This window comes from Bacillus sp. PAMC28748 (assembly GCF_014250415.1).
In the GTDB taxonomy this organism is placed as follows: Bacteria; Bacillota; Bacilli; order Bacillales; family Bacillaceae; genus Bacillus; species Bacillus licheniformis.
In genome coordinates, this window is record NZ_CP060192.1 from 3,858,750 (window position 1) to 3,883,399 (window position 24,650).

At 43.8% G+C, this 24,650-nt stretch carries 28 protein-coding genes; 7 read left to right on the forward strand and 21 right to left on the reverse strand.

What is annotated here, in order from left to right:
• Window position 1: 1 nt before the first annotated feature.
• The 3 genes from H7F26_RS19970 to H7F26_RS19980 all read right to left on the reverse strand — a co-directional run bounded on the left by H7F26_RS19970 (window position 2) and on the right by H7F26_RS19980 (window position 3,660).
• On the reverse strand, window positions 2-2,389 hold the full coding sequence (locus H7F26_RS19970; RefSeq protein ID WP_009327865.1) for a DNA internalization-related competence protein ComEC/Rec2: 2,388 nt from the start codon (window positions 2,387-2,389) through the stop codon (window positions 2-4).
• A gap of 3 nt (window positions 2,390-2,392) precedes the next feature.
• Window positions 2,393-2,962 carry a ComE operon protein 2 gene (locus H7F26_RS19975; protein WP_003183690.1) on the reverse strand — a complete coding sequence of 190 codons (570 nt, stop codon included), beginning with the start codon at window positions 2,960-2,962 and terminating at the stop codon, window positions 2,393-2,395.
• Between the two features lie 68 nt (window positions 2,963-3,030).
• The gene (locus H7F26_RS19980; protein WP_003183693.1) at window positions 3,031-3,660 is read right to left on the reverse strand and encodes a helix-hairpin-helix domain-containing protein; all 630 of its coding nucleotides are present in this window, start codon (window positions 3,658-3,660) and stop codon (window positions 3,031-3,033) included.
• Window positions 3,661-3,743: 83 nt separating this feature from the next.
• On the opposite strand from H7F26_RS19980, the gene comER reads away from it, so the two are divergent.
• Window positions 3,744-4,565 carry a late competence protein ComER gene (gene comER / locus H7F26_RS19985; protein ID WP_003183696.1) on the forward strand — a complete coding sequence of 274 codons (822 nt, stop codon included), beginning with the start codon at window positions 3,744-3,746 and terminating at the stop codon, window positions 4,563-4,565.
• Window positions 4,566-4,634: 69 nt separating this feature from the next.
• Here the strand turns inward: comER and H7F26_RS19990 are convergent, their stop codons facing one another.
• Genes H7F26_RS19990 through H7F26_RS20025 form a run of 8 tightly spaced genes read right to left on the reverse strand, consistent with a single transcriptional unit; the run spans window position 4,635 to window position 9,660 of the window.
• A complete protein-coding gene (locus tag H7F26_RS19990; protein WP_003183697.1) occupies window positions 4,635-5,390 on the reverse strand; it encodes a class I SAM-dependent DNA methyltransferase in 756 nt (251 codons plus the stop codon).
• Window positions 5,387-5,743: a ribosome silencing factor gene (gene rsfS, locus H7F26_RS19995; RefSeq protein ID WP_003183699.1), complete on the reverse strand. Its 357-nt coding sequence runs from the start codon at window positions 5,741-5,743 to the stop codon at window positions 5,387-5,389. The genes H7F26_RS19990 and rsfS overlap by 4 nt, the downstream gene beginning before the upstream one ends.
• Window positions 5,744-5,756: 13 nt before the next feature.
• Window positions 5,757-6,320, reverse strand: a complete 564-nt coding sequence (gene yqeK, locus H7F26_RS20000) for a bis(5'-nucleosyl)-tetraphosphatase (symmetrical) YqeK (protein WP_003183701.1) — start codon at window positions 6,318-6,320, stop codon at window positions 5,757-5,759.
• A complete protein-coding gene (locus tag H7F26_RS20005) occupies window positions 6,310-6,879 on the reverse strand; it encodes a nicotinate-nucleotide adenylyltransferase (protein WP_003183702.1) in 570 nt (189 codons plus the stop codon). Before H7F26_RS20005 ends, yqeK begins: the two co-directional genes overlap by 11 nt.
• 18 nt (window positions 6,880-6,897) lie before the next feature.
• Window positions 6,898-7,188 carry a ribosome assembly RNA-binding protein YhbY gene (yhbY, locus tag H7F26_RS20010; protein ID WP_003183704.1) on the reverse strand — a complete coding sequence of 97 codons (291 nt, stop codon included), beginning with the start codon at window positions 7,186-7,188 and terminating at the stop codon, window positions 6,898-6,900.
• Entirely contained in the window at window positions 7,182-8,018 is an 837-nt protein-coding gene (aroE, locus tag H7F26_RS20015) for a shikimate dehydrogenase (RefSeq protein ID WP_003183706.1), read from the reverse strand. The genes yhbY and aroE overlap by 7 nt, the downstream gene beginning before the upstream one ends.
• A gap of 19 nt (window positions 8,019-8,037) precedes the next feature.
• Complete coding sequence (yqeH, locus tag H7F26_RS20020; RefSeq protein ID WP_003183708.1) at window positions 8,038-9,138, reverse strand: ribosome biogenesis GTPase YqeH; 1,101 nt, start codon at window positions 9,136-9,138, stop codon at window positions 8,038-8,040.
• Window positions 9,139-9,141: 3 nt separating this feature from the next.
• Window positions 9,142-9,660: a YqeG family HAD IIIA-type phosphatase gene (locus tag H7F26_RS20025; RefSeq protein ID WP_009327861.1), complete on the reverse strand. Its 519-nt coding sequence runs from the start codon at window positions 9,658-9,660 to the stop codon at window positions 9,142-9,144.
• A gap of 368 nt (window positions 9,661-10,028) precedes the next feature.
• Here H7F26_RS20025 and H7F26_RS20030 point away from each other — a divergent pair, with 368 nt between their 5' ends.
• Window positions 10,029-10,169, forward strand: a complete 141-nt coding sequence (locus tag H7F26_RS20030) for a sporulation histidine kinase inhibitor Sda (protein ID WP_003183713.1) — start codon at window positions 10,029-10,031, stop codon at window positions 10,167-10,169.
• Window positions 10,170-10,285: 116 nt separating this feature from the next.
• Here H7F26_RS20030 and H7F26_RS20035 read toward each other — a convergent pair whose 3' ends face one another.
• The 4 genes from H7F26_RS20035 to H7F26_RS20050 all read right to left on the reverse strand — a co-directional run bounded on the left by H7F26_RS20035 (window position 10,286) and on the right by H7F26_RS20050 (window position 12,558).
• The gene (locus tag H7F26_RS20035) at window positions 10,286-10,441 is read right to left on the reverse strand and encodes a hypothetical protein (RefSeq protein WP_003183715.1); all 156 of its coding nucleotides are present in this window, start codon (window positions 10,439-10,441) and stop codon (window positions 10,286-10,288) included.
• A gap of 77 nt (window positions 10,442-10,518) precedes the next feature.
• Entirely contained in the window at window positions 10,519-11,250 is a 732-nt protein-coding gene (locus H7F26_RS20040; RefSeq protein ID WP_003183716.1) for an SGNH/GDSL hydrolase family protein, read from the reverse strand.
• Window positions 11,251-11,393: 143 nt separating this feature from the next.
• Complete coding sequence (locus H7F26_RS20045) at window positions 11,394-12,158, reverse strand: GNAT family N-acetyltransferase (protein ID WP_003183718.1); 765 nt, start codon at window positions 12,156-12,158, stop codon at window positions 11,394-11,396.
• A gap of 28 nt (window positions 12,159-12,186) precedes the next feature.
• The gene (locus H7F26_RS20050) at window positions 12,187-12,558 is read right to left on the reverse strand and encodes a Na-translocating system protein MpsC family protein (protein WP_011198135.1); all 372 of its coding nucleotides are present in this window, start codon (window positions 12,556-12,558) and stop codon (window positions 12,187-12,189) included.
• A 306-nt stretch (window positions 12,559-12,864) separates the two neighbouring features.
• Here H7F26_RS20050 and fdhF point away from each other — a divergent pair, with 306 nt between their 5' ends.
• Window positions 12,865-15,804: a formate dehydrogenase subunit alpha gene (fdhF, locus tag H7F26_RS20055; RefSeq protein ID WP_003183723.1), complete on the forward strand. Its 2,940-nt coding sequence runs from the start codon at window positions 12,865-12,867 to the stop codon at window positions 15,802-15,804.
• Window positions 15,805-15,825: 21 nt separating this feature from the next.
• The gene (locus H7F26_RS20060; protein WP_003183725.1) at window positions 15,826-16,305 is read left to right on the forward strand and encodes a helical membrane plugin domain-containing protein; all 480 of its coding nucleotides are present in this window, start codon (window positions 15,826-15,828) and stop codon (window positions 16,303-16,305) included.
• Between the two features lie 75 nt (window positions 16,306-16,380).
• Here the strand turns inward: H7F26_RS20060 and H7F26_RS20065 are convergent, their stop codons facing one another.
• Window positions 16,381-16,617, reverse strand: a complete 237-nt coding sequence (locus H7F26_RS20065; RefSeq protein WP_003183727.1) for a hypothetical protein — start codon at window positions 16,615-16,617, stop codon at window positions 16,381-16,383.
• 234 nt (window positions 16,618-16,851) lie between these two features.
• Here H7F26_RS20065 and sigK point away from each other — a divergent pair, with 234 nt between their 5' ends.
• A complete protein-coding gene (sigK, locus tag H7F26_RS20070; RefSeq protein WP_003183729.1) occupies window positions 16,852-17,577 on the forward strand; it encodes an RNA polymerase sporulation sigma factor SigK in 726 nt (241 codons plus the stop codon).
• Between the two features lie 294 nt (window positions 17,578-17,871).
• Here sigK and H7F26_RS20075 read toward each other — a convergent pair whose 3' ends face one another.
• The 4 genes from H7F26_RS20075 to H7F26_RS22305 form a co-directional block, all read right to left on the reverse strand.
• Complete coding sequence (locus H7F26_RS20075; RefSeq protein WP_017474328.1) at window positions 17,872-18,816, reverse strand: DUF7910 domain-containing protein; 945 nt, start codon at window positions 18,814-18,816, stop codon at window positions 17,872-17,874.
• Between the two features lie 672 nt (window positions 18,817-19,488).
• The gene (locus tag H7F26_RS22100; RefSeq protein WP_017474330.1) at window positions 19,489-20,577 is read right to left on the reverse strand and encodes an ABC transporter ATP-binding protein; all 1,089 of its coding nucleotides are present in this window, start codon (window positions 20,575-20,577) and stop codon (window positions 19,489-19,491) included.
• A 968-nt stretch (window positions 20,578-21,545) separates the two neighbouring features.
• Window positions 21,546-22,091, reverse strand: coding sequence for a TlpA family protein disulfide reductase (locus H7F26_RS20085; protein WP_017474332.1), 546 nt, complete (start codon window positions 22,089-22,091; stop codon window positions 21,546-21,548).
• Window positions 22,088-22,618, reverse strand: a complete 531-nt coding sequence (locus H7F26_RS22305; protein ID WP_025808060.1) for a MauE/DoxX family redox-associated membrane protein — start codon at window positions 22,616-22,618, stop codon at window positions 22,088-22,090. The genes H7F26_RS20085 and H7F26_RS22305 overlap by 4 nt, the downstream gene beginning before the upstream one ends.
• A gap of 203 nt (window positions 22,619-22,821) precedes the next feature.
• Between H7F26_RS22305 and spoIIP the strand changes: the two genes are divergently transcribed.
• Together spoIIP and H7F26_RS20095 are read left to right on the forward strand one after the other, a co-directional pair.
• Window positions 22,822-23,979: a stage II sporulation protein P gene (gene spoIIP, locus H7F26_RS20090; protein WP_003186689.1), complete on the forward strand. Its 1,158-nt coding sequence runs from the start codon at window positions 22,822-22,824 to the stop codon at window positions 23,977-23,979.
• A 20-nt stretch (window positions 23,980-23,999) separates the two neighbouring features.
• Window positions 24,000-24,158: a hypothetical protein gene (locus H7F26_RS20095; protein WP_153915838.1), complete on the forward strand. Its 159-nt coding sequence runs from the start codon at window positions 24,000-24,002 to the stop codon at window positions 24,156-24,158.
• 243 nt (window positions 24,159-24,401) lie between these two features.
• On the opposite strand, the gene H7F26_RS20100 is transcribed toward H7F26_RS20095, so the two are convergent.
• Complete coding sequence (locus H7F26_RS20100; RefSeq protein WP_225315882.1) at window positions 24,402-24,617, reverse strand: YolD-like family protein; 216 nt, start codon at window positions 24,615-24,617, stop codon at window positions 24,402-24,404.
• Window positions 24,618-24,650 lie beyond the last annotated feature (33 nt).

Sequence of the window (24,650 nt, forward strand, 5' to 3'; positions counted from 1 at the left end):
TTTACTCTCCGTCAGGCAAGCGGCTTTTTGACGACTGCTGTTTTTCAGCAGTCATTTTTTCTTGCGGGGAATGTACTTTATCATATGGAGGATGTAGCAAAAACGTTCCGTTCCCGCCTCGAAATAGGTGCTGAATCGAACCGTGCCGATCCGTTCTGAACACCTTCACATCGTGGCGGTTTAGGATGTCCAGCACTTCCCCGTGGGGATGCCCGTAGCGGTTGTGCTCCCCCGCCGAAATGAGGGCGGTTTTCGGCTCAATTTGCTTGATCAGCTCTTCACCCGTCGAACCTTTGCTTCCATGGTGACCGACTTTCAGAATATCCGCTTTAAGATTCGGATACACTTCCATCATCTCCTTTTCGCCCTCCTTCTCCAAATCTCCAGTTAACAGCCACGAAAATCCGCCTGCTTTCATCCACAATACGAGGGAACCATTGTTTTTGCTGTTTTTGTCCGCCTCTTTCGGTGAAAGAACATAAAATTCAAGATTGCCAATATGAAGGATGTCACCTCTTTTGGCTACATTCACCTCGACGCCTTCCTTCAAGGCAAGGCGAAGCAGCTTTTCATCAGACGGTTCGGCTGCGAAGCCTTTCGGCACGATCAATTGCTTCACTTTATGTTTTTGGATCAGCACATGCGCTTCACCGATATGATCCTGATCAGCATGGGTCAAAATTAAAGCATCGAGCTTCTTGACCCCTTTGGTTGCCAGAAAAGGCATTAACACGCTCTCCCCCAATGAAAAATCCTTCTTCCGCTTTCTCCACCGCTCTTTCCGGAAGGATACGGTTCCTCCCGTATCAATGAAGACCGTGCCATTCTGACCGGGAGCGCTGACATACATGCTGTCCCCTTGGCCGATATCAAGCATTGTAACCTCTCCCTCACCTGCAAGCTGAGGAAGACATGCGTGAATCACAAACACAGCAGCAAGCAGGCCGGACGGAATCATGACCGCACGAAGCGACATCTCTTTTTCCAGCAACAGCAAAAACAGAAAAATGGCTGTGAAGTAGAAAAACAACAAAAGATCCGGCGGCTTAGCCGCAGAAAAGACCGAAACATCCGCGGCAGACACCGTTTTAACAGCCTGATGGCTCCACACAAGCAGACGGTCAAGAACGGCGGCTGCCGCCTCCCCCAAGGGATGAAAACATATGAAAGCAAGCAGGCTTCCGAAAGACAGCGGCATGATGATGAAAATATAAAGAGGTATAAAAAATAGATTCATTAATGTGCTGAGAAATGAAAACTCTTGAAAATGAAAAAGCAGAATCGGGAGGGAAGCGAGCTGAGCCAAAAATGACCCCAATAGCAGCTGAGAGATTCGGCTTTTCGGCCTGGTCAATATCTCCTTTGAAAGAATGAAAACGAAGGATACAGCAAAAGAAAGCTGGAATCCGGCTTGAAATAACAGATAAGGATGATACAGCAGCAGTCCGAGGCAGGCAATGCTGATCACATCGGCACTTTTGAAGTTCTTTTTAGACAGTGATGCCAGCAGATAGATTTCAGACATGAAAACCGCTCTCATCACCGACGGGGCGCCTCCGGTCAAAACTGCGGCAACGGGAAGGCCGATCACGAGCAGCCATTTTGCGCATTCCCTCGTGACGCCGAAGCGAATAAATATGTAAAACAGAGCGGCTGAGAGCAGACCGACATGAAGCCCGGAAATCGCTAAAAGGTGAATGATTCCAAGACGCTGATAGCCGTCCAGGACATCTTGTTCAATGAGAAACCGGTCTCCGAAAATTAGCGCTCTTCCAATACCGGCAGCCGAGTCCGCCATATTTTCCTCTATAAAATCAAGGCCCGCTTTTCTGATTTTCAATAGAGATGGCATCAGGCCGCCGCCCGGCTTGCAGCTTGTAATAGACTGAACTGCAAAAATCCAGTGAATCCCTTTTTGATACATGGATTCTTTTTGATTAAAAGTGCCAGGAACCGTCTCTTTTTTCGGCTCTTTTAATTCACCTTGCATGACACAGAGGCTGCCCGGCTGAAGAGCTGAGAGCGCCCGTTTTTCTTGTGGAGACCGGAGCGTATATCCCGCTTTCAAAGCTTCTCCCTCATCTGTTTCGGCTGTGAAAGAAAGCCGGTCTCCGTCTATTACGGGAATATCCTGAACAGAAGCGAGCGTGTGAAATTTGCCTTCATGATAAATCGTTGTATTGAAATGGTCGATCACGTAAAAAGAAGTAAAATATAAAATACAAACCGCTGCACATAAAGCGAAAAGGAGTATTTGTTTTTTGAAGAAACAGAGGATAAAGAACAGAAAAAAACCGACGGCGAGGAAGAGATAAAGAGAAGAGTGAGCGGAGGCGATTCCGGCTGCCGCTGAAATCGCTCCGCACGGGAAGATGCGATGTCTGTCCATTGGTTACACGTAGCTTGTAAACAGTTTGTTGGCCTCTTCGTGTATTTTCCTGATCTCCTCTTCCTCAAGGCCTTTATCAGCCAGCTGTTTGATCAGATCGGCTACAAACGCCAACTTTTCCTGGTTTTTCAAGTCGATAATCATCTCATCGAGCTCTACCTGCTCCACTTTAACAGAAGCCTGATCGAAAAGTTCAACCGCGTAAGGATGGTTTTTGTAATCCTTCGCATAGTATATCGTTTTAATACCTGCCTGAATGATCGATTTACAGCATTGAATGCACGGAAAATGTGTGACATATATTTCAGCGCCTTCGGTCGGAACACCGAATTTTGCACACTGAAGAATCGCGTTCATCTCGGCGTGAATCGTTCTAATGCAGTGCCCGTCCACCATATAGCAGCCTTCATCCGCACAGTGAACGCCTCCGGCGATCGATCCGTTGTAGCCTCCCGCTATAATTCGTTTATCCCTGACAATCGTCGCTCCTACAGCAAGCCTTGTACACGTGCTGCGAAGCGCCAGCAAATGGCTTTGCGCCATAAAATATTGATCCCAAGAAATCCGTTCCACTTGTTTTCCCTCCAAAAATACGATGTCGACTTCCCTAAGTTTACATATGATGATCCGCAAACGTCAATTTACTTTACCGTGATTGCAGATTTTATTCTTTCAAAAGACTTTTCTCCAATTCCCGAAACGTTTGTTATGTCTTCTACCGTGTGAAACGGTCCGTTCTCCTCGCGGTATTCGATAACCGCTTCCGCTTTTGAAGGGCCGATGCCGGGAATCGCCTGAAGCTCCTCAGAGGAAGCCGTATTGATATTGACGATATCGACGGAAGCGCCATCTGCCCTTGAACCCGCTTTCGAGAAAGAATCAGCAGCCTCTTCCCCCTCAAATGGAATGTAAACCACCATACCGTCCTGCAAAACGGCTGCAAGGTTAATTTGCTTTTGATCCGCTTTTTTCTCGGTGCCGCCTGCTTTTTTCAATACATCGTGGACCCTGTCTCCCTCTTTCATTTGATAGACGCCCGGATTTTTCACAGCGCCTTTCAAATCGATGATAACCGCCTCTTTTCCCGCGCTTTTTTCCCGTTTCACCTCCTCCTTCTTGTCATACGTCTGTGCAGAAGCCTCCTCGGGAATGGAGAGGCCGGATGAAGTTTCACGCTTTCCGCTTAACAGCATGAAGGCAGCGCTGATGATCAAGACGAGTGCAACGCCTCCCGCAGCATGCCATTTATATTGTTTTAGCCAATCTGTCAAACCTGCTCACCTGCTTTCATACATATTTTGACTGAAGCCTTCATATCGTTTAAAAGATACAGGTTCAAAGGAGGGGAGAACGATTGAATATCGGCTTTATCGGGACAGGAAATATGGGGACCATTTTAATTGAGGCGTTGATTGAATCCAGAGCGGTCATTCCCTCATCTTTAACAATTACTAACCGAACGATCGACAAAGCGTTAAACATAAAAAAACGATTCCCAGACATTCAGGTTGCAGAACGGCCGGAAGAAGTGATTACGGAAAGTGATGCCGTGTTTATCTGTGTAAAGCCGCTGGATATTTATCCTTTGCTAAAACGGCTTTCACCCGTCTTCACCCGCGATCAGACTGTGGTAACCATTACGAGTCCGGTGCAGGTCGAACAGCTGGAAGCCATCGTCTCCTGCCAGGCGGCAAGAGTGATCCCGAGCATTACGAACAGAGCGCTGTCCGGCGTGTCATTATTGACTTTCGGAGAAAGCTGCACAGCTGAGGCAAAAGAAAAATTGACGGCTTTAGTAAGCAAGATCTCAATCCCTCTCGAAATCGAAAGCGGGATTACGAGGGTCGCCTCAGACATTGTCAGCTGCGGCCCTGCCTTTGTCAGCTATTTGGTTCAGGAGTTTATTCAGGCGGCTGTCGAAGAAACATCCGTGTCAAAAGAGGACGCTATTTTAATGACGAAAGAGATGCTGGTCGGTTTGGGAAGGCTCCTCGAAACAGGCCTTTACACACTGCCCGCCCTGCAGGAAAAGGTTTGCGTTAAAGGCGGTGTAACCGGTGAGGGAATTAAGGCGCTGGAAAGCGGTGTTCAGGATATGTTCCGCCAGATGTTCCGAAACACCCATTTGAAGTATGAAGAAGATATCGCTCTAGTCAAGAAGCAATTTTCCGTTTGATTCATTGTTTCACGAATGTACTGAGATCTCAACAAAGGAAAAATGCATTATGAAAAACCATCGTTACGATTAAACGATGGTTTTTGTTTTTTTTGCTGTATAAAAATGACGTTCCGACTCTGCGCTAGGCTCCAATTTTGAAAAATCAGCAGTGATGCACTGCACCTCAAATCCGGCTTGCCGCAATAAACTGATGTACTTTTCCGTCTGGAAAGTCCGCTGTTCATGCGATTCATCAAACCTTTCGTATACGTCTCTATTTTGTACAAAGAAGGTCAAATCGTGAACAGCTGAATGAGGCTCTTCCCCCGCATAGCTTTGCCATATGACGCTCACTTCTTCATCCTGATCGGCATACGTACTTCCCGGAAAAATGACATCCATTTTGTAAACGGAATGAACATCAAACAGAAGAAGACCGCCCTCTTTTAATAGAGAAAAAACGTTTTTAAAAGTATTGAAAACGTCTTTTTCGCTCTTTAGATAATTCAGCGAGTCACAGCAGATCGCAACCGCGTCAAACTCTTGTCCGTGCCCGGCAAGTTCGCGCATATCCTGCTGAAAGAACTGAATATCGAGCTGCCTGACGGCTGCTTTGTACTGGGCCTGGGCAAGCATGTCTTCGCTGATATCGATTCCTGTGACATCATAGCCTTTTTCAGCCAGGCGGACAGATATTTCACCCGTTCCGCACGCCAGATCAAGCACCCGTATACGTTCTTTCTGCTGCGCGCCGATCGTTTGTTCAATCCAGCTGACCCACTGATCGTAAGGAGCATGAGACATCAGCTTGTCATAAATACTGGAAAATCCTTTATAGATCATTCATTAACTCCGAACGAAAGGTCTTCAATCGGCGCGTCTCCCCACAGCTTTTCAAGGTTGTAATAGCCTCGTTCCTCTTTGTGGAAAACGTGGACAACGACGTCGCCCAAATCGATTAAAACCCATCTGGCTTCGTCAAAGCCCTCCATTTTCTTCACATCAATTCCATTTTCTTCAGCTTGATCCTTAATTTCCCGGGCAATGGCCTGAACCTGTTTGTCAGAGTTCCCATGGCAAATCAGAAAATAGTCAGCCACGAGGGAAATCCCCTGCATATTCAAGGCGATAATATCTTCCGCCCGTTTATCATCGCAGGCCTCTGCGGCAATTTTTAAAATTGAAGCTTGATCCATTCAGTAATTCCTCCTAATGTCTATCGTTTACTAAAGCATTATATGTGGCGACCGTTTCCGGATAAACGGCCTGATTTTTTGAAATTAAAAAGGTAATCGTATTTTTCAATGCCTGGATGAGCGCCGAATCCAAATCTTCCTCAGCGAGAGTCCGAACCTCTTCAACCCCCGGAAAACGGCGGCCCGGCTCGATATAATCCGCTACATAAACCACTTTTTCAAGAAGAGTCATATTGGGCCTTCCAGATGTATGGAACCGAATGGCTGACAGGATGTCTTCATCCGTAATTCCGACCTCTGTTTTGACAAGCGCTGCTCCTGCCGGCGCATGCCAAAGTTCATGATGAAAATTGAGCACTTCAAGCGGCCCGCCTCCGTCGAGGATGATTTGTTTCATCTCCTCTTTTGGGCGAAATTTGGCGTAGTCATGAAAGATCGCGGCGATTTCGGCTTTTTTCAGATCTGCGCCAAACCGTTCAGCAAGTTTGACAGCCGTCTCCATCACGCCGACCGTATGGATGTAGCGCTGTTCTGTCAGCTGTTCTTTCACGCAGGCTAAGGCTTCCTCACGTTTCATATAAACGATTCTCCTTCACATAGACCTTCACTTCGTCAGGTATTAAATAATCTGTCGGCTGCCGATTTTTAATGCGGTCCCTGAGCAAAGATGATGACACTTCAAAAATAGGCACATCGACAAAAACGAGCGGATACGGCGTCTCAATTTGAAAGCCGGGCCGCTTCACCCCGACAAACTGAATCATGTTGACAAGCTTGTCAATGTTTGACCATTTCGGCAGGTATTCCACCATATCCGCGCCGATAATAAAGTAAAACTCATGATCAGGGTATCGGTCTTTCAGCAGGCGAACGGTATCAAATGTATAAGAAGGGCCTTCCCTTTCGAGTTCGATCGTCTCCAGTTTAAATTGCTCTTTCCCCGAAATGGCGAGCTTCAGCATTTCAACCCTGTGCATACTTAGTGAAAACGAGTTTTTTTGTTTATGCGGCGGAATTTGGTTGGGCATAAACCAGATTTCATCAAGATCCAGTTTGTACAGGACTTCATTTGCCATTAATAAATGCCCGTTGTGCGGAGGATCGAATGTCCCTCCAAAAATCCCGATTTTCCTCATGATTACCACCTTTAAGCATTAAGGAAGCTCAATTTTTTTATTTTCTTTTGACTCCTTATACAGCACAATAATGTTTCCGATCGTCTGCACCAGTTCGGCGCGCGCTCCGCCCGCCAGCGCTTCGGCTACTTCCTCTTTAGGCTGCTCGCAGTTTTGCAGCACGCTCACCTTGATCAATTCTCTTGCTTCAAGAGCTTCGCTGATTTGTTTGACCATATTTTCGTTGACTCCGCCTTTGCCGACTTGAAAAATCGGTGACAGATGATGCGCTTCCCGGCGCAAATAGCGTTTTTGTTTTCCTGTTAGCATGATTTTCCTCCTAGTTGCTGCAACACAATTGATTTCATTTTTTCCATATTCGGCTCATGTCCTGTCCACAGCTCAAAAGCAAGGGCTGCCTGGCCGATGAACATGCCGACTCCGTCCAATGTTTTCAAGCCTTTTGCTTCAGCCTCATGCAGCAGGGCCGTTTTCAGCGGATTGTAGATAATATCGCATACAAGGCACGTTTCTTTCGCATTCGCCAATGAAAGCGGGGCAGCTTCGACATTCGGATGCATCCCGACCGACGTCGTTTGAATCACGATATCATATGCTGACAAGTCTGCTTCCGCTTCCTGCAGTGACAAGGCGCGTGCCTCTCCATCAAAACGCTGAGTGAATGCTAATGCCTTTTCAGGCGTACGATTCGCCACATCAAGCCGCTTGGGCGTCTCGGCTGCCAGAGTGGTAAATATCGCCCTCGCCGCACCGCCTGCTCCGATCAACAGTATCGAGAGCTCAGAAAGCGGACGATCAAGGGATGGCTTCAGCGATTTAAGAAACCCTGCTCCATCTGTATTATATCCGACCAGCCCTTCTTTTTCTCTTCTGACAGTGTTTACCGCCCCGAGAGCTTCGGCGCTTTCATCAATACGGTCGAGATGCTTCATGATCGATACTTTGTGGGGGACGGTCACATTAAACCCTTGAATGCCAAGGGCCCGCATACCTTTCACAGCATCTTCAAGATCTTCGTTTTCCACGCGAAAAGCGTGATAATGCCCTTCTAAAGAAAGATCCTTCAAAGCCGCATTATGGATGTCCGGAGACATGGAATGGGCCACCGGATTGCCAATCAGTCCGTATATCGGTTTCATAACTCTCTCCCCTTAGCACTTATATTAGAGATCTGCGCAAAAACACGTGAACGCCTTTAGGGGCGTGGGCGACAATTTTTTGGTTTGCCCCCTGGACCGTTACCCAGCCAAGGCCCGAGAACACAACGTCCGTTTTCGGCTCTTTAATCGTAAACGTATGTTTGACAAGCGCCGGAAACGAGTCAAGATCTTCTTTTGCAGGGGGAGCAAGCATTTCCCCAGCGTGCTTTTCATACAGCTGATCCGCGTTTTCAAGCTTTGTTCTATGGATCTTGAGTTCATTCGGCATATAGCATACAAACGAAGACCTGCCTCCGCTTGCATAATCAAACCGCGATAATCCGCCGAAAAACAGCGTCTGTTCCTCGTTCAGCTGAAAGGTGCGCGGCTTCAGCTCCTTCTTCGGCGTCAATATTTTCAGATCGCGTTTCGCGACATAGTGCGCCATTTGATGATGGTTGATGATTCCCGGCGTATCATACATCGCAGATCCATCATCCAGAGGGATTTCAATCGCATCAAGCGTCGTCCCCGGATATTGGGATGTCGTGATAATGTCGTCTTCTCCGGAAACCTCTTTAATAATCCGGTTGATGAACGTTGATTTCCCGACGTTCGTACATCCGACGACATACACGTCCTTGCCTTGTCTGTAATGTTCGATCGCGTCGATCGCATCTTTCATCCCCTGCCCGCGCCCGGCGCTGACGAGCAGCACATCAACAGGCCTTAAGCCAAGCTCTTTCGCCTCGCGCTTCATCCAGTTTACAAGGCGCTCGCGCTTGACTGATTTAGGGAGAATATCTGCTTTGTTTCCTATTAATAAGATCGGATTACCTCCGACAAAGCGGTTCAGTCCGTTGATCCAGCTTCCGTTGAAATCAAAGATGTCGACGATTTTCACGATGAGTGAATCCGTTTCCCCGATGCCGTGCAGAATCTTCAAAAAGTCATCGTCCGTCAGTGAAACATCTTGAATTTCGTTATAATTTTTCAATCTGAAGCAGCGCTGGCAGATGACGTCTTCTTTTAACAGCGATGCTTCAGGCGCATAGCCCAGTTTATTTTTATCTTCGGTTTGAATGGCGACTCCGCATCCGATACAAACTACCTTTTCCATTCATTATTCCTCCCACTGAATATGGCCTTTCCGTTTTAGAGCGCTGAGAATTCTGCGTTCGACTTGGCGGTTGAAACGCGTAAAAAAGCCGTCGGAAGCAGCCACAGGCACGACAAGAATGGTATGGAACCCGTTGCGGTTCCCTCCAAGCACATCTGTCATGAGCTGATCTCCTATGACAACGACGTCTTCTTTTTTAAGACCCATATTTTTAACGGCTTTTCTGAAAGCTCTGCCCATCGGTTTTTTCGCTTTGTAAATAAACGGAATATTAAGCGGTTCAGAAAATATTTTGACGCGTTTTTCATTATTATTAGAGACAATTGTCACTTTAATCCCGTGCTCTTTCATCTCTTCAAACCACTCGATAAGACGCGGTGTAGCACTCGGCCTGTCCCATTCTACAAGCGTATTGTCCAAATCTGTAATAATCCCTTTTACATTGCGCTCTTTTAGTTTTTCAGGGGTAATATGAAAAATATTTTTTACAAATTCATCCGGCAAAAAAAACTTTTTTAACACAAAGCCGCACCCTTTCCTTTCAATTACTGCTTCTTTTTTCAATGTGTCGAATCAAATCTAAAAGTGTCTTAAAAAATCGGCTGTCCGAAAAGTTTTCGACATATAATAGGATTCTTCAACAGGTGTGGATAAAATTACACACAGTATCCACTCATATTTCATCGACCTTTTATTAAATTATAAACATGATACCCACAAGTTATCCACTTTTTGGTGTGGATAACAGAACGATTGTTCTCGCCCAATATTCATGATAGATTATAGGTACTTCAAACAAAGATCATATAACTTAACATTTTATGCTTATTCCAAACAGGTTATTCCAATTTTCATGAGGAGGTGTCTTCCCCATTAAATGGGTACCGAGTATGAAAAAGCTGTCTGATGAACTTTTAATAGAATCATACATTAAAGCAAATGAGATGAATTTGAACCGCGAATTCATCGAGCTGATTGAAACCGAAATCAAAAGAAGGTCGCTCGGTCATCTGCTTTCCGTCTCTTCATAGCTCAAGCACTCCCGGGCGCTCTTGCCGCTTTTTTTCACTTAGGTTGATATTATATCACTTGAATAATACGCTTACTACTGTTTTTCATGAAAAAACACCTCTCTATAAAAGAGGTGCTATTTGAAGAATCCGCGAGGACTAAGCCAGTAGAACCCGCCGATGACCAGCAGGACGACTAAAAGGACGACAACGAACGCATATCCGTATGCGGCGCCTGCATATCCGGGATAAGCCGGGTACGAACACGGACCAGCGGGAAAAGGATATCCCATCGCATCATTCCTCCTTTGGTCTGTTATAGTAACAGCCTATGAAGAAAAAGGAGAAATGGCTAGGCCTTTTACTTAAATCAAGACGTTTTTATGATTTTGCTTTTGTTAATTCCTTCAAAAATAATTCGCGCGCCTTTTGGGGTTAAGTGATTTCCCGATGGGTCGATAAACCCCGAATGGATCAGCTTTTCATCTGTAGCTCCGCCCGCTTTTTTCACGATGTTTTTCCAGTTGTCGATAAGCGGAACATCAAGTTCCCGCGCCGTTTCCCTTGTGACGTCATTATAGGAATCGTGCCATTTACGCGCTCCACCGTATTTTTCAAACGAAGAAGCCCGGTATCTTGCATAATAAAAGATGTTGTCCCCGCTTCCTTCGACGATCGGCAGGCACGTCATTAAAACCGGCTCTATCCCGCGGCGGCGGCTTTCTTTAACAAAATAATAAAGGTTTTCTTTAAACCTTTTTTTGGATACGCGCGGCAGCCCTTTCGTAAGAATTGCTGCATCATTTGTTCCGAACATGATAAAAAGATATGCCGGCTGCTTGTCCAGCACATCCTTCCTGAACCGAAACCTGGCGTCTTCCGTCGTTTCTCCGCCTATTCCTGCATTATTTATTTTGTACTGCCCTTGAAGGGAAGTCTGAAGTAAATTGACCCACTTTTCCGCTTTTGGATAATCGCGAAACTGCCAATTTGAGCCGCGTGTATTGCTGTCTCCAAATGCTACGACTTTTCTGGGATCGTCCTCTCCGCAGCCTGAAAGCAGAAGCAGAAAAACGAGAACCATCACCAAGCTTTTTTTCATTCGTTCCACCTCCAAAAGCCAATACTACGATCATATAGGAGAGAAGCCGCACTTTCAACGGGAGAACTCTTTGTCATCCTGCCGCATCCAGTCCTTGCTATGCCTTTAACCTGTCCCCCCTGTTTAAAAACATTCGTATTGGTTCACGGTTTTCCGACAAATAAAGAATAAGTTTTGACAGGTCGAAAACCTAATTTTTCAGCGAGGCGGATCGATGCGCGGTTTTGCCGGTCGCAATCCCAACGCGGTTTCAAACGGTTCTTTATTGCATGTGCGATAAAGGCGCTGGCGCAGCTGACTGCAAATCCCCGCCCCCTGTAATCCGGGTGTGTTGCGATATCAACTTCGGCAAAGCGTTCCGAACAAAAAATGGTGACACATTCGCTTGCGACCACACCTCCATGCAACACTTTAAACCCGAAACAGTTCTTCAAAAAACGGCTGGCCCCTCCCCAATACTCATCAGCGTATTTTTCAGTAAAATTCGCGCTTTTTTGAAGGTCATCTTCAGTAAATCTTTCTACCCCGGCAAATGCTGCGCCGCAATCACGCTCCTCTTTTCCGAGGAAAAATGACACGCGCTCCATTTGCTGCAGAGGATCGCCAAGCCCCCCGATTAAAAAAGCGTCCCACTCTTCAGAAGCCGAAAACACGGTAAAGCGCGCTCCGCTCCTCTGTTCATTTAAATAATGGAGCCACTCGCTTCTTCCGCTGTCCGGAGGGTTTCCAGCGACATAATAAATCCCGGAAGATGTTCGAAAAAGAGCAGTGGCCGGTGTGAGGAAATCATCGACATAGACGTTTCCTTCGATGATTCCTTCGGCTATCGCATGCGCGAATGTCGGGCTTTCTTCCGCTAACAAAGCCTTTGCTTTTCGTTTTTCACTCGATTTCAGTTCAATCATCATGACTCCCCCTCGAACTTGAGACAGATCATCAAGCCCCGCCGGCTGATTCGGCGACGCCTTCAATATTGCGGTCAAAGATAAAAACAGACACTGCAATATCCTCCTGAATTTTGATGTCCGTAAAAAGGTGCTCTAGCTTCGCTCCGATAAGCTCCTCCATTCCTTCCGGCACGTGATTGGAGTAGTGTTTCTGAATCAGGGTCGTCCTTGCCGCATGCACCATTTCCCTTCCCTCCGGCGTGCTTGCGATAAACTGCTCGCTCGCCGTCAAATTGCCGTACAGTGTCGAAACTGCCATATTGTCGACAAAGACCGTTCGTATCCGTTCAGGCCCCTTGCCAAACAGCTCTTTTCGAAGCTTGCGAATCATATCGTTGAATTCATGGATTTTTTTAGACATCATGCATACCCCTTCCGTTTAAAACCTTACACCTGTCTCGATGTCCCCTTAGACATTTCACTTGGTTAAAATTTTCCTATTCTATTGAATTATAATCAATATCACTTTATAATTAAAGCCGGGCTGATGGATTTGTAATACCGTCGTGTTATGAATCTATCGAATCTGACAATATAGGATTGGTCTGTTAGTAAGCTTTGCTAGTAAACTATTCCGCCATGTATGTTTATACCGATTTCCCGCGCCGGAAATCGGTATATATGTACATGGCTTTTTTGATTTTGAACATGATGGAGGGAAATGAAGATGGACGGAAAGCCAATCAGTATCCGGATAGACGGCAAAGAATTTGAAGCAGTGGCCGGGGCAACCGTTTTAGACATATTGAACAAAAACGGGTTTGAACACCCGCAAATATGCCATGTACCAGAGACGGATCCTATTCAAACGTGTGATACGTGTATTGTGGAAGCAGACGGAAAATTAAAACGGGCATGCTCCCTGCGGGCTGAAGACGGAATGACGATCAGCCTGTCAGCAGAACGGGTCAAAGCTGCACAAAAAGAAGCAATGGACCGCCTGCTCGAAAATCATTTGCTCTATTGTACGGTATGCGACAACAACAACGGGAACTGTAAGCTACATAATACGGCAGAAATGATGGGAATCGAAGACCAGAAATACCCTTACACGCCTAAAGAAGACCCGTCTTGCGCCGTCGATATGTCACACCCCTTTTACCGCTATGATCCGAATCAGTGCATTGCTTGCGGACAATGTGTTGAAGTTTGCCAAAACCTGCAGGTCAATGAGACGCTCTCGATTGACTGGGAGCTTGAACGGCCGCGGGTAATCTGGGATGAAGGCGTATCAATCAACGAATCCTCATGCGTCAGCTGCGGGCAGTGTGTCACGGTCTGTCCGTGCAATGCGTTAATGGAAAAATCAATGCTTGGAAAAGCCGGTTTCATGACAGGCATCAAACCGGATGTCATGGAGCCGATGATCGACCTTGTCAAAGATGTAGAGCCGGGATACAGCAGCATCTTTGCCGTTTCAGAAGTCGAGGCGGCGATGCGTTCACAGCGGACCAAAAAGACAAAAACCGTCTGTACGTTCTGCGGTGTCGGCTGTTCATTTGAAGTATGGACAAAAGGCCGTGACATCTTAAAAATTCAGCCGGTTTCAGAAGCTCCAGTCAATGCCATCTCGACGTGTGTGAAAGGGAAATTCGGATGGGATTTCGTCAATTCGGAAGAACGTTTAACCAAACCGCTGATCCGCAAAAATAACGAATTTGTCGAATCGACTTGGGAAGAAGCGCTTGACTACGTTGCCCGCAGATTAGGCTCGATTCGGGAGCAGAACGGAAAAGACGCAGTCGGATTTATTTCGTCTTCAAAAATCACGAATGAAGAAAACTACTTAATGCAAAAGCTGGCGCGGCAAGTATTTGGCACTAACAATGTCGACAACTGCTCGCGCTACTGCCAGTCTCCGGCAACAGACGGATTGTTCCGCACGGTCGGCATGGGCGGCGATGCAGGCACCATTCAAGACATCGCGAAAGCAGGCCTCGTCATCATCGTCGGCGCCAACCCGGCCGAAGGCCACCCGGTACTGGCGACCCGCGTGAAGCGCGCCCATAAGCTTCACGGACAAAAGCTGATCGTCGCCGATCTTCGCAAAAACGAAATGGCCGAACGCTCGGATCTGTTCATCAGACCGCGGCAAGGAACTGATCAAGTATGGCTGATGGCCGTGACAAAGTATATGATCGACCAGGGCTGGCACGATCAGGCGTTTATCGATGAAAACGTCAATTTCTTTGAGGAATATAAGCAATCTCTTGAGACATACACCCTTGAATATGCAGAAAAAATTACAGGCATCCATAAACAGACGCTGATTCAAATCGCTGAGATGATCCGCGACGCCGACGGTACATGCATTCTTTGGGGAATGGGGGTCACCCAAAACACGGGCGGTTCCGACACGTCCGCAGCGATTTCAAACCTGCTTTTAGCTACCGGGAATTACCGCCGCCCGGGCGCAGGAGCTTACCCGCTCCGCGGCCACAACAATGTCCAGGGCGCCTGCGACATGGGGACGCTTCCCGGCTGGCTTCCGGGATATCAGCACATTACAGATGACAAAGCGCGGAAAAAGTTCGAACAAGCTTACGGCACAACAATCGACGAGGAGCCCGGACTTGACAACATTGAAATGCTTCACGCCGTTGAAGAAGGCAAAATGAAAGCCATGTATATCGTCGGAGAAGATATGGCTTTAGTCGATTCAAACGCAAACCGGGTCCATGACATTTTATCAAGCCTTGAATTCCTTGTGGTTCAGGATGTGTTCCTTTCGAAAACAGCTCAATACGCCGACGTCGTTCTGCCTGCGTCAGCTTCTCTTGAAAAAGATGGAACTTTTACAAACACGGAAAGACGTGTCCAGCGGTTGTATCAGGCGCTCCCGCCGCTCGGAGATGCGAAGCCGGACTGGGTTATCATTCAAGACATCGCAAACCGGCTTGGAGCTGACTGGAGTTACAGCCACCCTGGCGACATTTTTTCAGAAATGGCAAGCCTGTCTCCGCTGTTCTCCAAGGCGGATTATGACGCAATTGAAGGATGGAACAGCTTCCTGTGGGGCAGCTTGACCGGAGAAAGCACGCCTCTTTTGTATGAAGACGGCTTTAACTTTCCTGACCGGAAAGCGCGCTTTGCCATCGCAGACTGGGCAGAGCCCGCCGAATTTCCTGAGGAGTACGACCTTCACATTAACAACGGCCGAATGCTGGAGCATTTTCACGAAGGCAATATGACAAACAAATCGGCAGGCATCCAGGCAAAAGTGCCGGACGTCTTTGTGGAAGTCTCGCCTGAGCTCGCCAAAGAACGGGGCATCTGCGACGGATCGCAGGTCAGGCTGATCTCGCCGTTTGGCGCCGTAAAATTAACGGCGCTTGTGACAGACCGGGTCAGAGCGAACGAACTTTATCTGCCGATGAACTCGACAGATAAAGAATCGGCGATCAATTTCTTGACCGGTCCCGCAGTAGATGCGCGCACCAATACACCGGCTTACAAGCAGACCAAGGTTCGTATGGAAGTGCTCGGCGGATGTGCAGAACCGCCGCTTCCGAAAACAAATCCGCGCAATAAGAAACGCCATCCGCAAAACGGGGCTGAAGTCGAGCGGAAATGGAAGCGTCCGGGGTACGTTCATTTAACAGACTAAATCAAAAGGAGGTCATCACACATGGCAGCTCCCATCACCGCCATCCGCAAAGAAGAAAAATCTGAGGAGCAAATAAAGCTTGAAAAACTCGAAGAACTCAAAGCCCTTTTGGCTGAACAGGAAGCCGCCGTTTCAAAAACGATGAAGCTTCTCGGCGAACTGAACGGCCTCGGGATCCTTGATGCCGCAGACAGCATGATCGGCGCGAAGGAAGACATCGCCAAAATCGTCCTCGGCCAGCTGTCCAAAGAGCCGGCCAAAAACCTGATGAATACAGCCATTGCAGCAGGCGGCGCTCTCTCCAAAGCCGAACCGGAAGTCATGGGGAAACTTGTAGAAAGCATCGTCGCCGGCACAAAACAAGGAGAGGACTTTTTAAAAAGCGATAAAAAAACCGGAGTCCTCGATCTGCTGAAAGCCATGAACGATCCGGACATCAACCGGGCCGTCGGCTTCGGCCTGCAATTTTTAAAAGGCATGGGAAAAGCGCTGAAAGAATAACAAATAAGAAAACCGGCTCACCACTTTGAGCCGGTTTTCCTATTGGCGATAGAAGCACCGTCGCTTTCTGTCGCCTCATTTGCTGTGTGTTTCATCTTTTTTATTCAGCGATTCTTTTAAAATATTAAAAACTGCCGCCGCAATAACGACAGTCATTAACCCTGTCGTCAGCAGGTTTGGGAAGGTTTCCTGAACTCCGATCATGACCACGCTCAACACAATCAACGAAAGTATGAACAGACGTTTGTTTTTCATCTGCCGCACCGGACCGGCTGGTTGATAGCGTTTACGATATGGTGAACCGTCCGGCACCCTCACCCCCTTACCTTTATTATCCCGCTCTTGTTAACTTTTGTAAACGGCTAAAAAATGGAAGCGATTGCAACGGTCGCCCTTTCCGGCGAAAACAAGCGGCTTCATGCCGAACAGAACGCCGGAATATTTGGCAGTCCGGCAATTTTGCCGGGTACAGACACAGACATCCCCCCTCCCACATACATTTACATATAGGCTTCTGCCTACATACATTTTGTGGAGGTGCCGTTAATGACAGGTGTTTTTGCAGCGCTCGGTTATGTCATCAAGGAACTCGTTTTTTTAGTATCATATGTGAAAAACAATGCCTTTCCACAACCGCTGTCAAGCAGTGACGAAAAAAAGTACTTGGAGCTGATGGCCCAGGGGGATGAACACGCGAGAAACATGCTGATCGAACATAACCTCCGGCTGGTCGCCCACATCGTCAAAAAATTCGAAAACACAGGCGAGGATGCAGAAGACCTGATTTCCATCGGAACGATCGGGCTGATCAAAGCAATCGAAAGCTATTCAGCCGGAAAAGGAACTAAGCTCGCCACTTATGCGGCGCGTTGTATAGAAAACGAGATCCTCATGCATTTGCGCGCATTGAAAAAAACGAAAAAAGACGTCTCACTCCATGACCCGATCGGCCAGGACAAAGAAGGCAACGAAATCAGTTTGATTGATGTCCTCAAATCGGAAAACGAAGACGTCATCGACACCATCCAGCTCAACATGGAGCTTGAAAAAGTGAAAAAATACATCGACATCCTGGACGGCAGAGAAAAAGAAGTCATCGTCGGCCGCTTCGGCCTTGATTTGAAGAAAGAGAAAACACAGCGCGAAATTGCGAAGGAGCTTGGGATTTCGCGGAGCTATGTGTCGCGGATTGAGAAACGGGCGCTGATGAAGATGTTTCATGAGTTTTACCGGGCGGAGAAGGAGAAGCGGAAGAAGGCGAAGGGGAAATGAGATCGATGATGAGGCTCGGAGTTATACTAACCTGGCCTCTTTTTCTTTTGTAAATTAAATTAGCCTTTACTTTTTTTTCGCAATCCCAATACTACAGCCGTAATACCGCATAAAGATATAAGGCAAACACATATGAACATAAACATTTGTGAGTTATGTATTGATTGATACATTGTTTCACCTCCTGTAATACATCTTCTTCGGTCTTGCTACTATAATGTTATTTTCGTTTTTCACAGCACATCTATCATGATCACTGCAAGATAATTTGTTAGTGAATCTGTCCAAAATAATTCACCATGACCACGGAAAACGAATACGATCAAAGAAACGGACAATCTCTTTTCTTATATCATCTGGCAAACGTGCAAGTCGCTGTAAATCATCCATGAAGGCCTGATCAAGTCGTTTGTCAGTGATAGGCCACTTGACAATTAACTCTTGCACAGTGGCTCCCCCGGGTACTTGCCTCAATCCCTTGGCCAAGCCACTAGCATTGAGGTATTCTTGATCGAGGCCAGGGGCACCAAGAGATTTAATAAGATCGTCAGTGAAAAAGTTACAATTGTGACCAGCTACGTCATATCTTGTGCCGTTCCATCGATTAATGACTGACTCGAGAGTCGCCTTTGCTTTATCCAAGTTACCAGGTACGATACGTACCATTGTACGATGGTGTTTAAGATCCATTCCGCTTGGATTGCAAGTCTCAACCTGATTGTTATCCTGGAAATAGTACTCACGACCATCAATGACAGTCCCAGTATGCCAGAAGGGAGCAGAAACGATCTTGTATACATTAACTTCGATCCGTGTCTGTTCAATGTTCGAGTTTGAAGGATCGACGATCCGGAAAGCTTCCCATTCTTTTGGTTCATTTCGATTTGCCATAAGTACCCCTGTTGACTCAGCGCAAAGGAACTGGCCATTATGTACTGACAGGGACACAAGTCCATTATGATCGATGAACAGACCGAATTTCTCCCATTCATGTGCTTCTCCTCGGTTCGCAACGATGATTGTTCCACCACCGTTTTCAGCGCATAAGTATTGGCCATTATGTGCTTTAAGTGTGATGTGGTCTTCATCCAAACGGTTGAGTTCAAAGGTTTCCCACTCTTTAGCTTCTGGGCGGTTAACCACAACCAAATCACCGCCACCATTCTCCGCGCAAACATAAGTACCCATCCATGTCTGTAAACAGATCCGTGTACTTTCACCAACATTAGGTATTACCACTTTCACCAACCCCTATGGAAAAATTTCAGCTGTACTCTTCATTTAAAAAGTTCAACATGTATCATTAACATCTGGCGTTGACATCATACAGGGATTATTGAAATTGTTTTTTCTATGCTTTCTTTTTGTTTATTTATCGGGCGGAGAAGGAAAAGCTGAAGAAGACGAAGAGGAAGTGAAATTCATTCATTGTGTTTCTGTTCTAATTATTCAGAAAATGTAAGTGGGGGATGCTTTAAAAACTCCCCCACTTCTAACCACTTTTAAGCCTGTTAAAAAGTAACGTTTGAACCAACCACAACACTAACAGTATTGTAAGTTTCACTCAAGCAGGAACATTTCCAACAAAAATGTTAGCTAATCTAAATTAATTTTTATATGGTGAGGGGGATACTCTAATCGAGTTCTTCATTATTTTTAAGGATAACGGGTTAAATTTAAAAGTATTATAGCGCCTCTCCCCCAAAATAATAGGCTTTAACATCGCTAAAGGTCAATTGAGTTTGGTTTAGAAAACTTATTTGACCATTATGTAATTAGTCGTCATCAAGCCCTTAACCCTGCACTGAGACAGCCCACTTTCATCGATCGAAGCCGGTATTCGTTTCATTTTCAGTCTCATTTTGATAACTGCAGGAAATAGACTGGCCTCCCTATCTAGCTGCCACTAACTTAGGAGATAACCTCCTCTCTTTGCCCATCGTACCACTTAGCCTGGGACATATACATATTATAATATTCACCCTTTAACGCCATAAGCTCTTTGTGGCTGCCTTCTTCTAAAATCTGACCATCTTTTAAATGAATAATTCGATCTGCCATCTTAACCGAAGCTAATCGATGTGAAATAAAAATAGCTGTTTTATTCTCGGTCAATTCTCTAAATTTCTCAAAGACATAGGCCTCTGTTTTAGGATCTAGAGCAGCAGTTGGCTCATCCAGTATTATTAATTTTGATTTTTTGAAAATTGATCTAGCAAGAGCTATCCGCTGCCACTGACCTCCTGAGATATCAATACTATTCGGGAGCACTTTTCCCAAAGTCGTATCATAACCATTAGGCAATGCCTCTATAAAGCTGTCTGCTCCGCTTAAAAATGCAGTCTGTTTAATTTCGTTTAAATTGTCTATTTGACTAATATCGCTTAAAGCAATATTTTCTTTAACTGACAAGGCATATTTAACAAAATCTTGGAAAACAACGCTCACATACTCACTTAACTCATTTTCGTCTATTTGGCATAAATCTTTCCCTTCTAAAAAGATGTTTCCAGCAGTGGGTTTATATAGACCGGTAATCAATTGAATCAATGTAGTTTTTCCTGAACCATTATGACCTACAATCGCAACTTTTTCTTTATCCTTTATTTCCAAATTAATGTCCTTCAGAGAGTAACCGTTGCTTAGTGGATATTTAAAGTAAACATGCTTAAGTGAGATATTTGCTGTATCCGATTTATTTACAATGTTTTTTTCTAACTTTTCTTTTTTTGCATCATCTTCATTTTGATATTCAATAAAATCAAAAAAGTCTTTTATATAGAGATTGCTTTCGAAAAGTGAAGCTAATAAATGTGATGTTTGGTTAACAGTTCCTTGTAGTCCCTGAATTGCTTGTGCAGTTGATACAAAGCTTCCTATATTCATTTTTCCTAATTTCAACAGCCAGACCATTAAAACTGCAGACATGGAATAAAGAACAGCGGTCAGAGAGTCCAATCCTATGTTTGCCCTATTTTGTTTTAAAAAAAGCTTTAACATTTTTTTATTGTTTGATGTGGTGAGATTCCTCCATCTATTAATTAAAAAATTCCCTGATCTAAATAATTTGATCTCTTTAACGCTTTGTTTGTTTCAAAATAAGGAATTGATATAGCTTGCTTCTCTCATTAATCCGGATTGGAGCCTATTCAAATTGAAATTTGAGTAACCAAACTTGTATTGGATGATGAAGGCAGGAATTGATGCTAGGATCCCTAAGACGACAAGTCCCCAGTGAATAAAGAACAAAAAGCCTATATACGAAACAATTGTTATACATAATTGCAGTACATGCATAGAGTTGCTGATCGGCCTTAAAAAACTGGGCCCATAGTTGTTAATCCTAAATTGATGGTTATAAAACTCAGGCATATCAAAATAAAAGAAGGGGGAATTCATGGATTTTTCAATGATCATGTTTCCCAACTTAAGATTCAATTTTAATTCCATATCCTTGTCTAATACATTCATGATATGAACACAAGCAGACCTAGATATCATAATTATTAATTGTATAAATAATAAGAGGAGTAATGTAAAAACGTTGTCTTTTTTGTCTGTTATGATACTTGCTGTTTCGTTAACAAGTCTAGTAAGTATCCATAATTCACATACAGGAAACAATCCATTCAAGATACGAATAAATAGAGAACCAAAAATCCATAGCTTATTAGTTTTGAAAATTAAATGAAAAGATTTCAAAAAGTATGTAATCACAATTTTAACCTCTTAAGAGAGGATCGGATTAATACCCGACCCCCTTTATTTTACGCGAAGTACCCACATCCACAATGCTGTTTATAAGGCACTCTATCTGGTCCATTACAATATTCTATTGTAGCTTGTCTTCCTGGTCCACAAGTGTTAGTGGAGCAATAAATATACCAGCAGTCTGCATCTTGAGGTGCAAAATCAAGATTAAGTTCTTCGTTCTCCATTTTTTCACCCCCTTTCAAGTTCTGAATATATTAAGATATTTTTTTTACTTGTAACATAGATACTAAAAAGTCAATATCTTTTTTATAATTTATCAAACCCTTTTCGATTACTTTTCCTTCATTTGAAATTAAGTAAGAAAAAGGAAAACCGGTTATTCCAAGGGTATGTAAGTGTTCATGGTCGATTATTGATACTGACCAATCTTCTAAATTATATAAAGATATAGTTTCTTGTGCCTGTTTCTTGTTCGCTAACATTATTAGTTCAAATTGTATTTTGGGATACTCTTTCTTAAGTAATTCAAGAAATGGGTAAACTCTCTTACAACCACTACATCCATATGAAGTGAAGATCAATATAACTCCTCGTGTCTTTTTTGAGATAGTCACTTCTTGCCCCACAATCGTTTTTAATGTGGTGATTGGGTAAGTTTCTCCTTTCGGTAGTCCTTCGTCACTTTTTAATAATCCCTGTTGCTTCTTTGTTCTTAGCATATTCCTATAAAGTTGCAGTACCAAGAATGCAACTGTTATAACTAAAAAAGACAGGGAGATCATTAGAATTGTTTCACTCAATATTTATTCCTCCTCATATACATTAAATGTATGTAAGTATTAATTAAAAAGTATGTAAGCATGACAGCAATACTTGATAAGAATAGATTTAGAGTCGTATTAAGAGGAACGAGTTCAATACCTGTTTGGGACCTTCTAAAAAAAATTAGAGTTCCCAGTAACAGACCTAAAACTGTTATACGATAATATGAAACCTTGTCACCAAGAAATTCTTCACTTAGTTTCCCAAAACAATTGCATTTGATTTTCTGCTTTTTAAATTGAACCAATAGATTGCTAATTAAGAATGCCAGCAATAACATCAAAATGATCACTTCACCAAAAAGCTTGGTAGTATTAAATGCTATTGTTATCGCTGCTAACGCCTCTAAGATAAGGAAAAAGTATGCGGAAATTTTTACAACAAAAAGATTGCTTATTATGGAAGAGACTGTTTCGATGAAACCGCTAATGTTTTTCAATTTAACGATAAAAGAGATTGAGAACATTACACTAAAGAAACATTGTATGAAAAAAATTAACTCCATCCAATCCCACCCTTTCAGCAAAGAAATAAGTTCTTTGTATTCATTTCTTCAAGACTACAAAAAATCCTTTTTTTTCATATAAAAAAAATAAAAGGGAAATTTGGTTCGAAAAGGGTTGTTTTTTGAAACTTGTCTATTTATGATTCTATTCCCTCTTACTCTTTCATATACTTACAAGGAAATCGTTTTTTAGGAGGGGCATTATGAAAAGAAAGGGAAAAAAGAGATATGTCTTCCTTTATATTCAAGCAGGGATTTTATCCTTTGTTGGTTTGTTTATAATCATAGGATTGATGACAACGTTTCTTTCAATTAGAATCTCAGCGGACTTTATGAATACTGCATTAAGAGAAACCGATTCTCAAAAGGTTTTTCACTATTTTCTAGCCAGTGAAAATAAATATTTTGCAGCAAATCAAAATCCATTAAAGGACATTTCAATAACTAAGTTAGCTTTTCAATTAATGACCAATGTAAAACCCGATGACTACAGAACCTTCTTAGGAAAAGAAATTCCGGGGTTTTCAGAATTTGATACGAAAATTGAAGTCGCTGGACAAGGGACAGATTTCACTACTCTACCTGAAGAGTCTTCACCCCCAATGGAAGTATTGCTAAAAGAAAAAGAAGTTTCACAAGAAATGTTGACAGAGGATAGTAAAGAAAATAAAGATTCGAACCCAAAACCTTCTCAGACCACTAACGGAAGAAAAGTTGTTTACCTTTATCATACTCACAGCTGGGAATCCTTCCTTCCTCTTCTTAAGAATGCAAATACGCCAGATGATGCAGTTAGTTCTGATGAAAGAGTTAATGTTATAGGGGTGGGGAAAAAATTAAAACAAAACCTAGAAAGTAAAGGAATTGGTGTTGAACAAAGTACTGTAAATGCAACTGAAAAACTTCATAATAGAGGATGGAACGCCAATCAATCATATCGCTATTCCCGTTCACTTGTTAAAGAAGCAACTGCAACAAATAAAGATTTAACATATGCAATCGATATTCATAGAGATGCACTTAGAAAAGAGAAAACTACGATTAATATAAAAGGTAAGAGTTATGCTCGCTTGGTTTTTGTTATAGGCAAAGCAAATCCTAACTACGAAGAAAATCTAGAATTTGCAAAAAATCTTCATAAAGAACTAGAAAAAAAATACCCTGGAATAAGCAGAGGTGTACTAGCGAAAGGGAGAGATGCAGGGAATGGCCTCTATAATCAAGATTTGTCCAAGCACTCTATTTTATTAGAAGCTGGTGGAGTAGATAACAATATGCAAGAGCTAGACAATTCAATGGAGGCTTTTGCAGGCGTTTTTTCTGATTATTTCTGGAAACAGAACGATGCTGAAAAATATTGAGCTGAAAGGGATGGATGATCTTGAAACAAAAAAGCCCACCTTTAATTTGGTTAATTTACACCTTTATCAGTACTTTGTTTTCTTACTTCCTTTTTGATTGGAAAATTACGATTGGTTTTTTTGTAGCTGGTGTCTTAATGGGGGGGCTTTGTTTAGCCGAAAATTTCTTAAAAGAATAAATACTTTGTGTCCCATCTATTACCTTGACCCTCTCTCTGTTTTGGTCAATTAAGTCCTGGTTAGAAAACTTAATTGACCTTTCTGAAATTGAACAGCTATCAATTCCTTTTATTCAACACAAGTGAATCAGCCCTATACTTGGATAAGAGCTTTAGAAGAGAGTGCTTGATTCGATCCCGATAATGTTATCTACTTATAATACATCTTTAATCTGTAAGGCTCATAGCTCTCACTTTAAGGTATCAATATAATGGATATGTCCAGTCAACTCTTTTATCTTCTCTCTCTTCTGAAATCTGATAAAAGAAAAATTGCAAAAGTTTATTCTCTTCCATCGCATCACGGATTACTTTATTATTGAGTTCGTCATATTTTTGTTCATCTAAAACCGGCTTTTTAACCTTATCAAGACCTTCATGATATTCTTTGATCAATTCAACGTGTTCCGGTAACATCATTGACACCCATTTGATACTCCTCTGTCCCGCAGC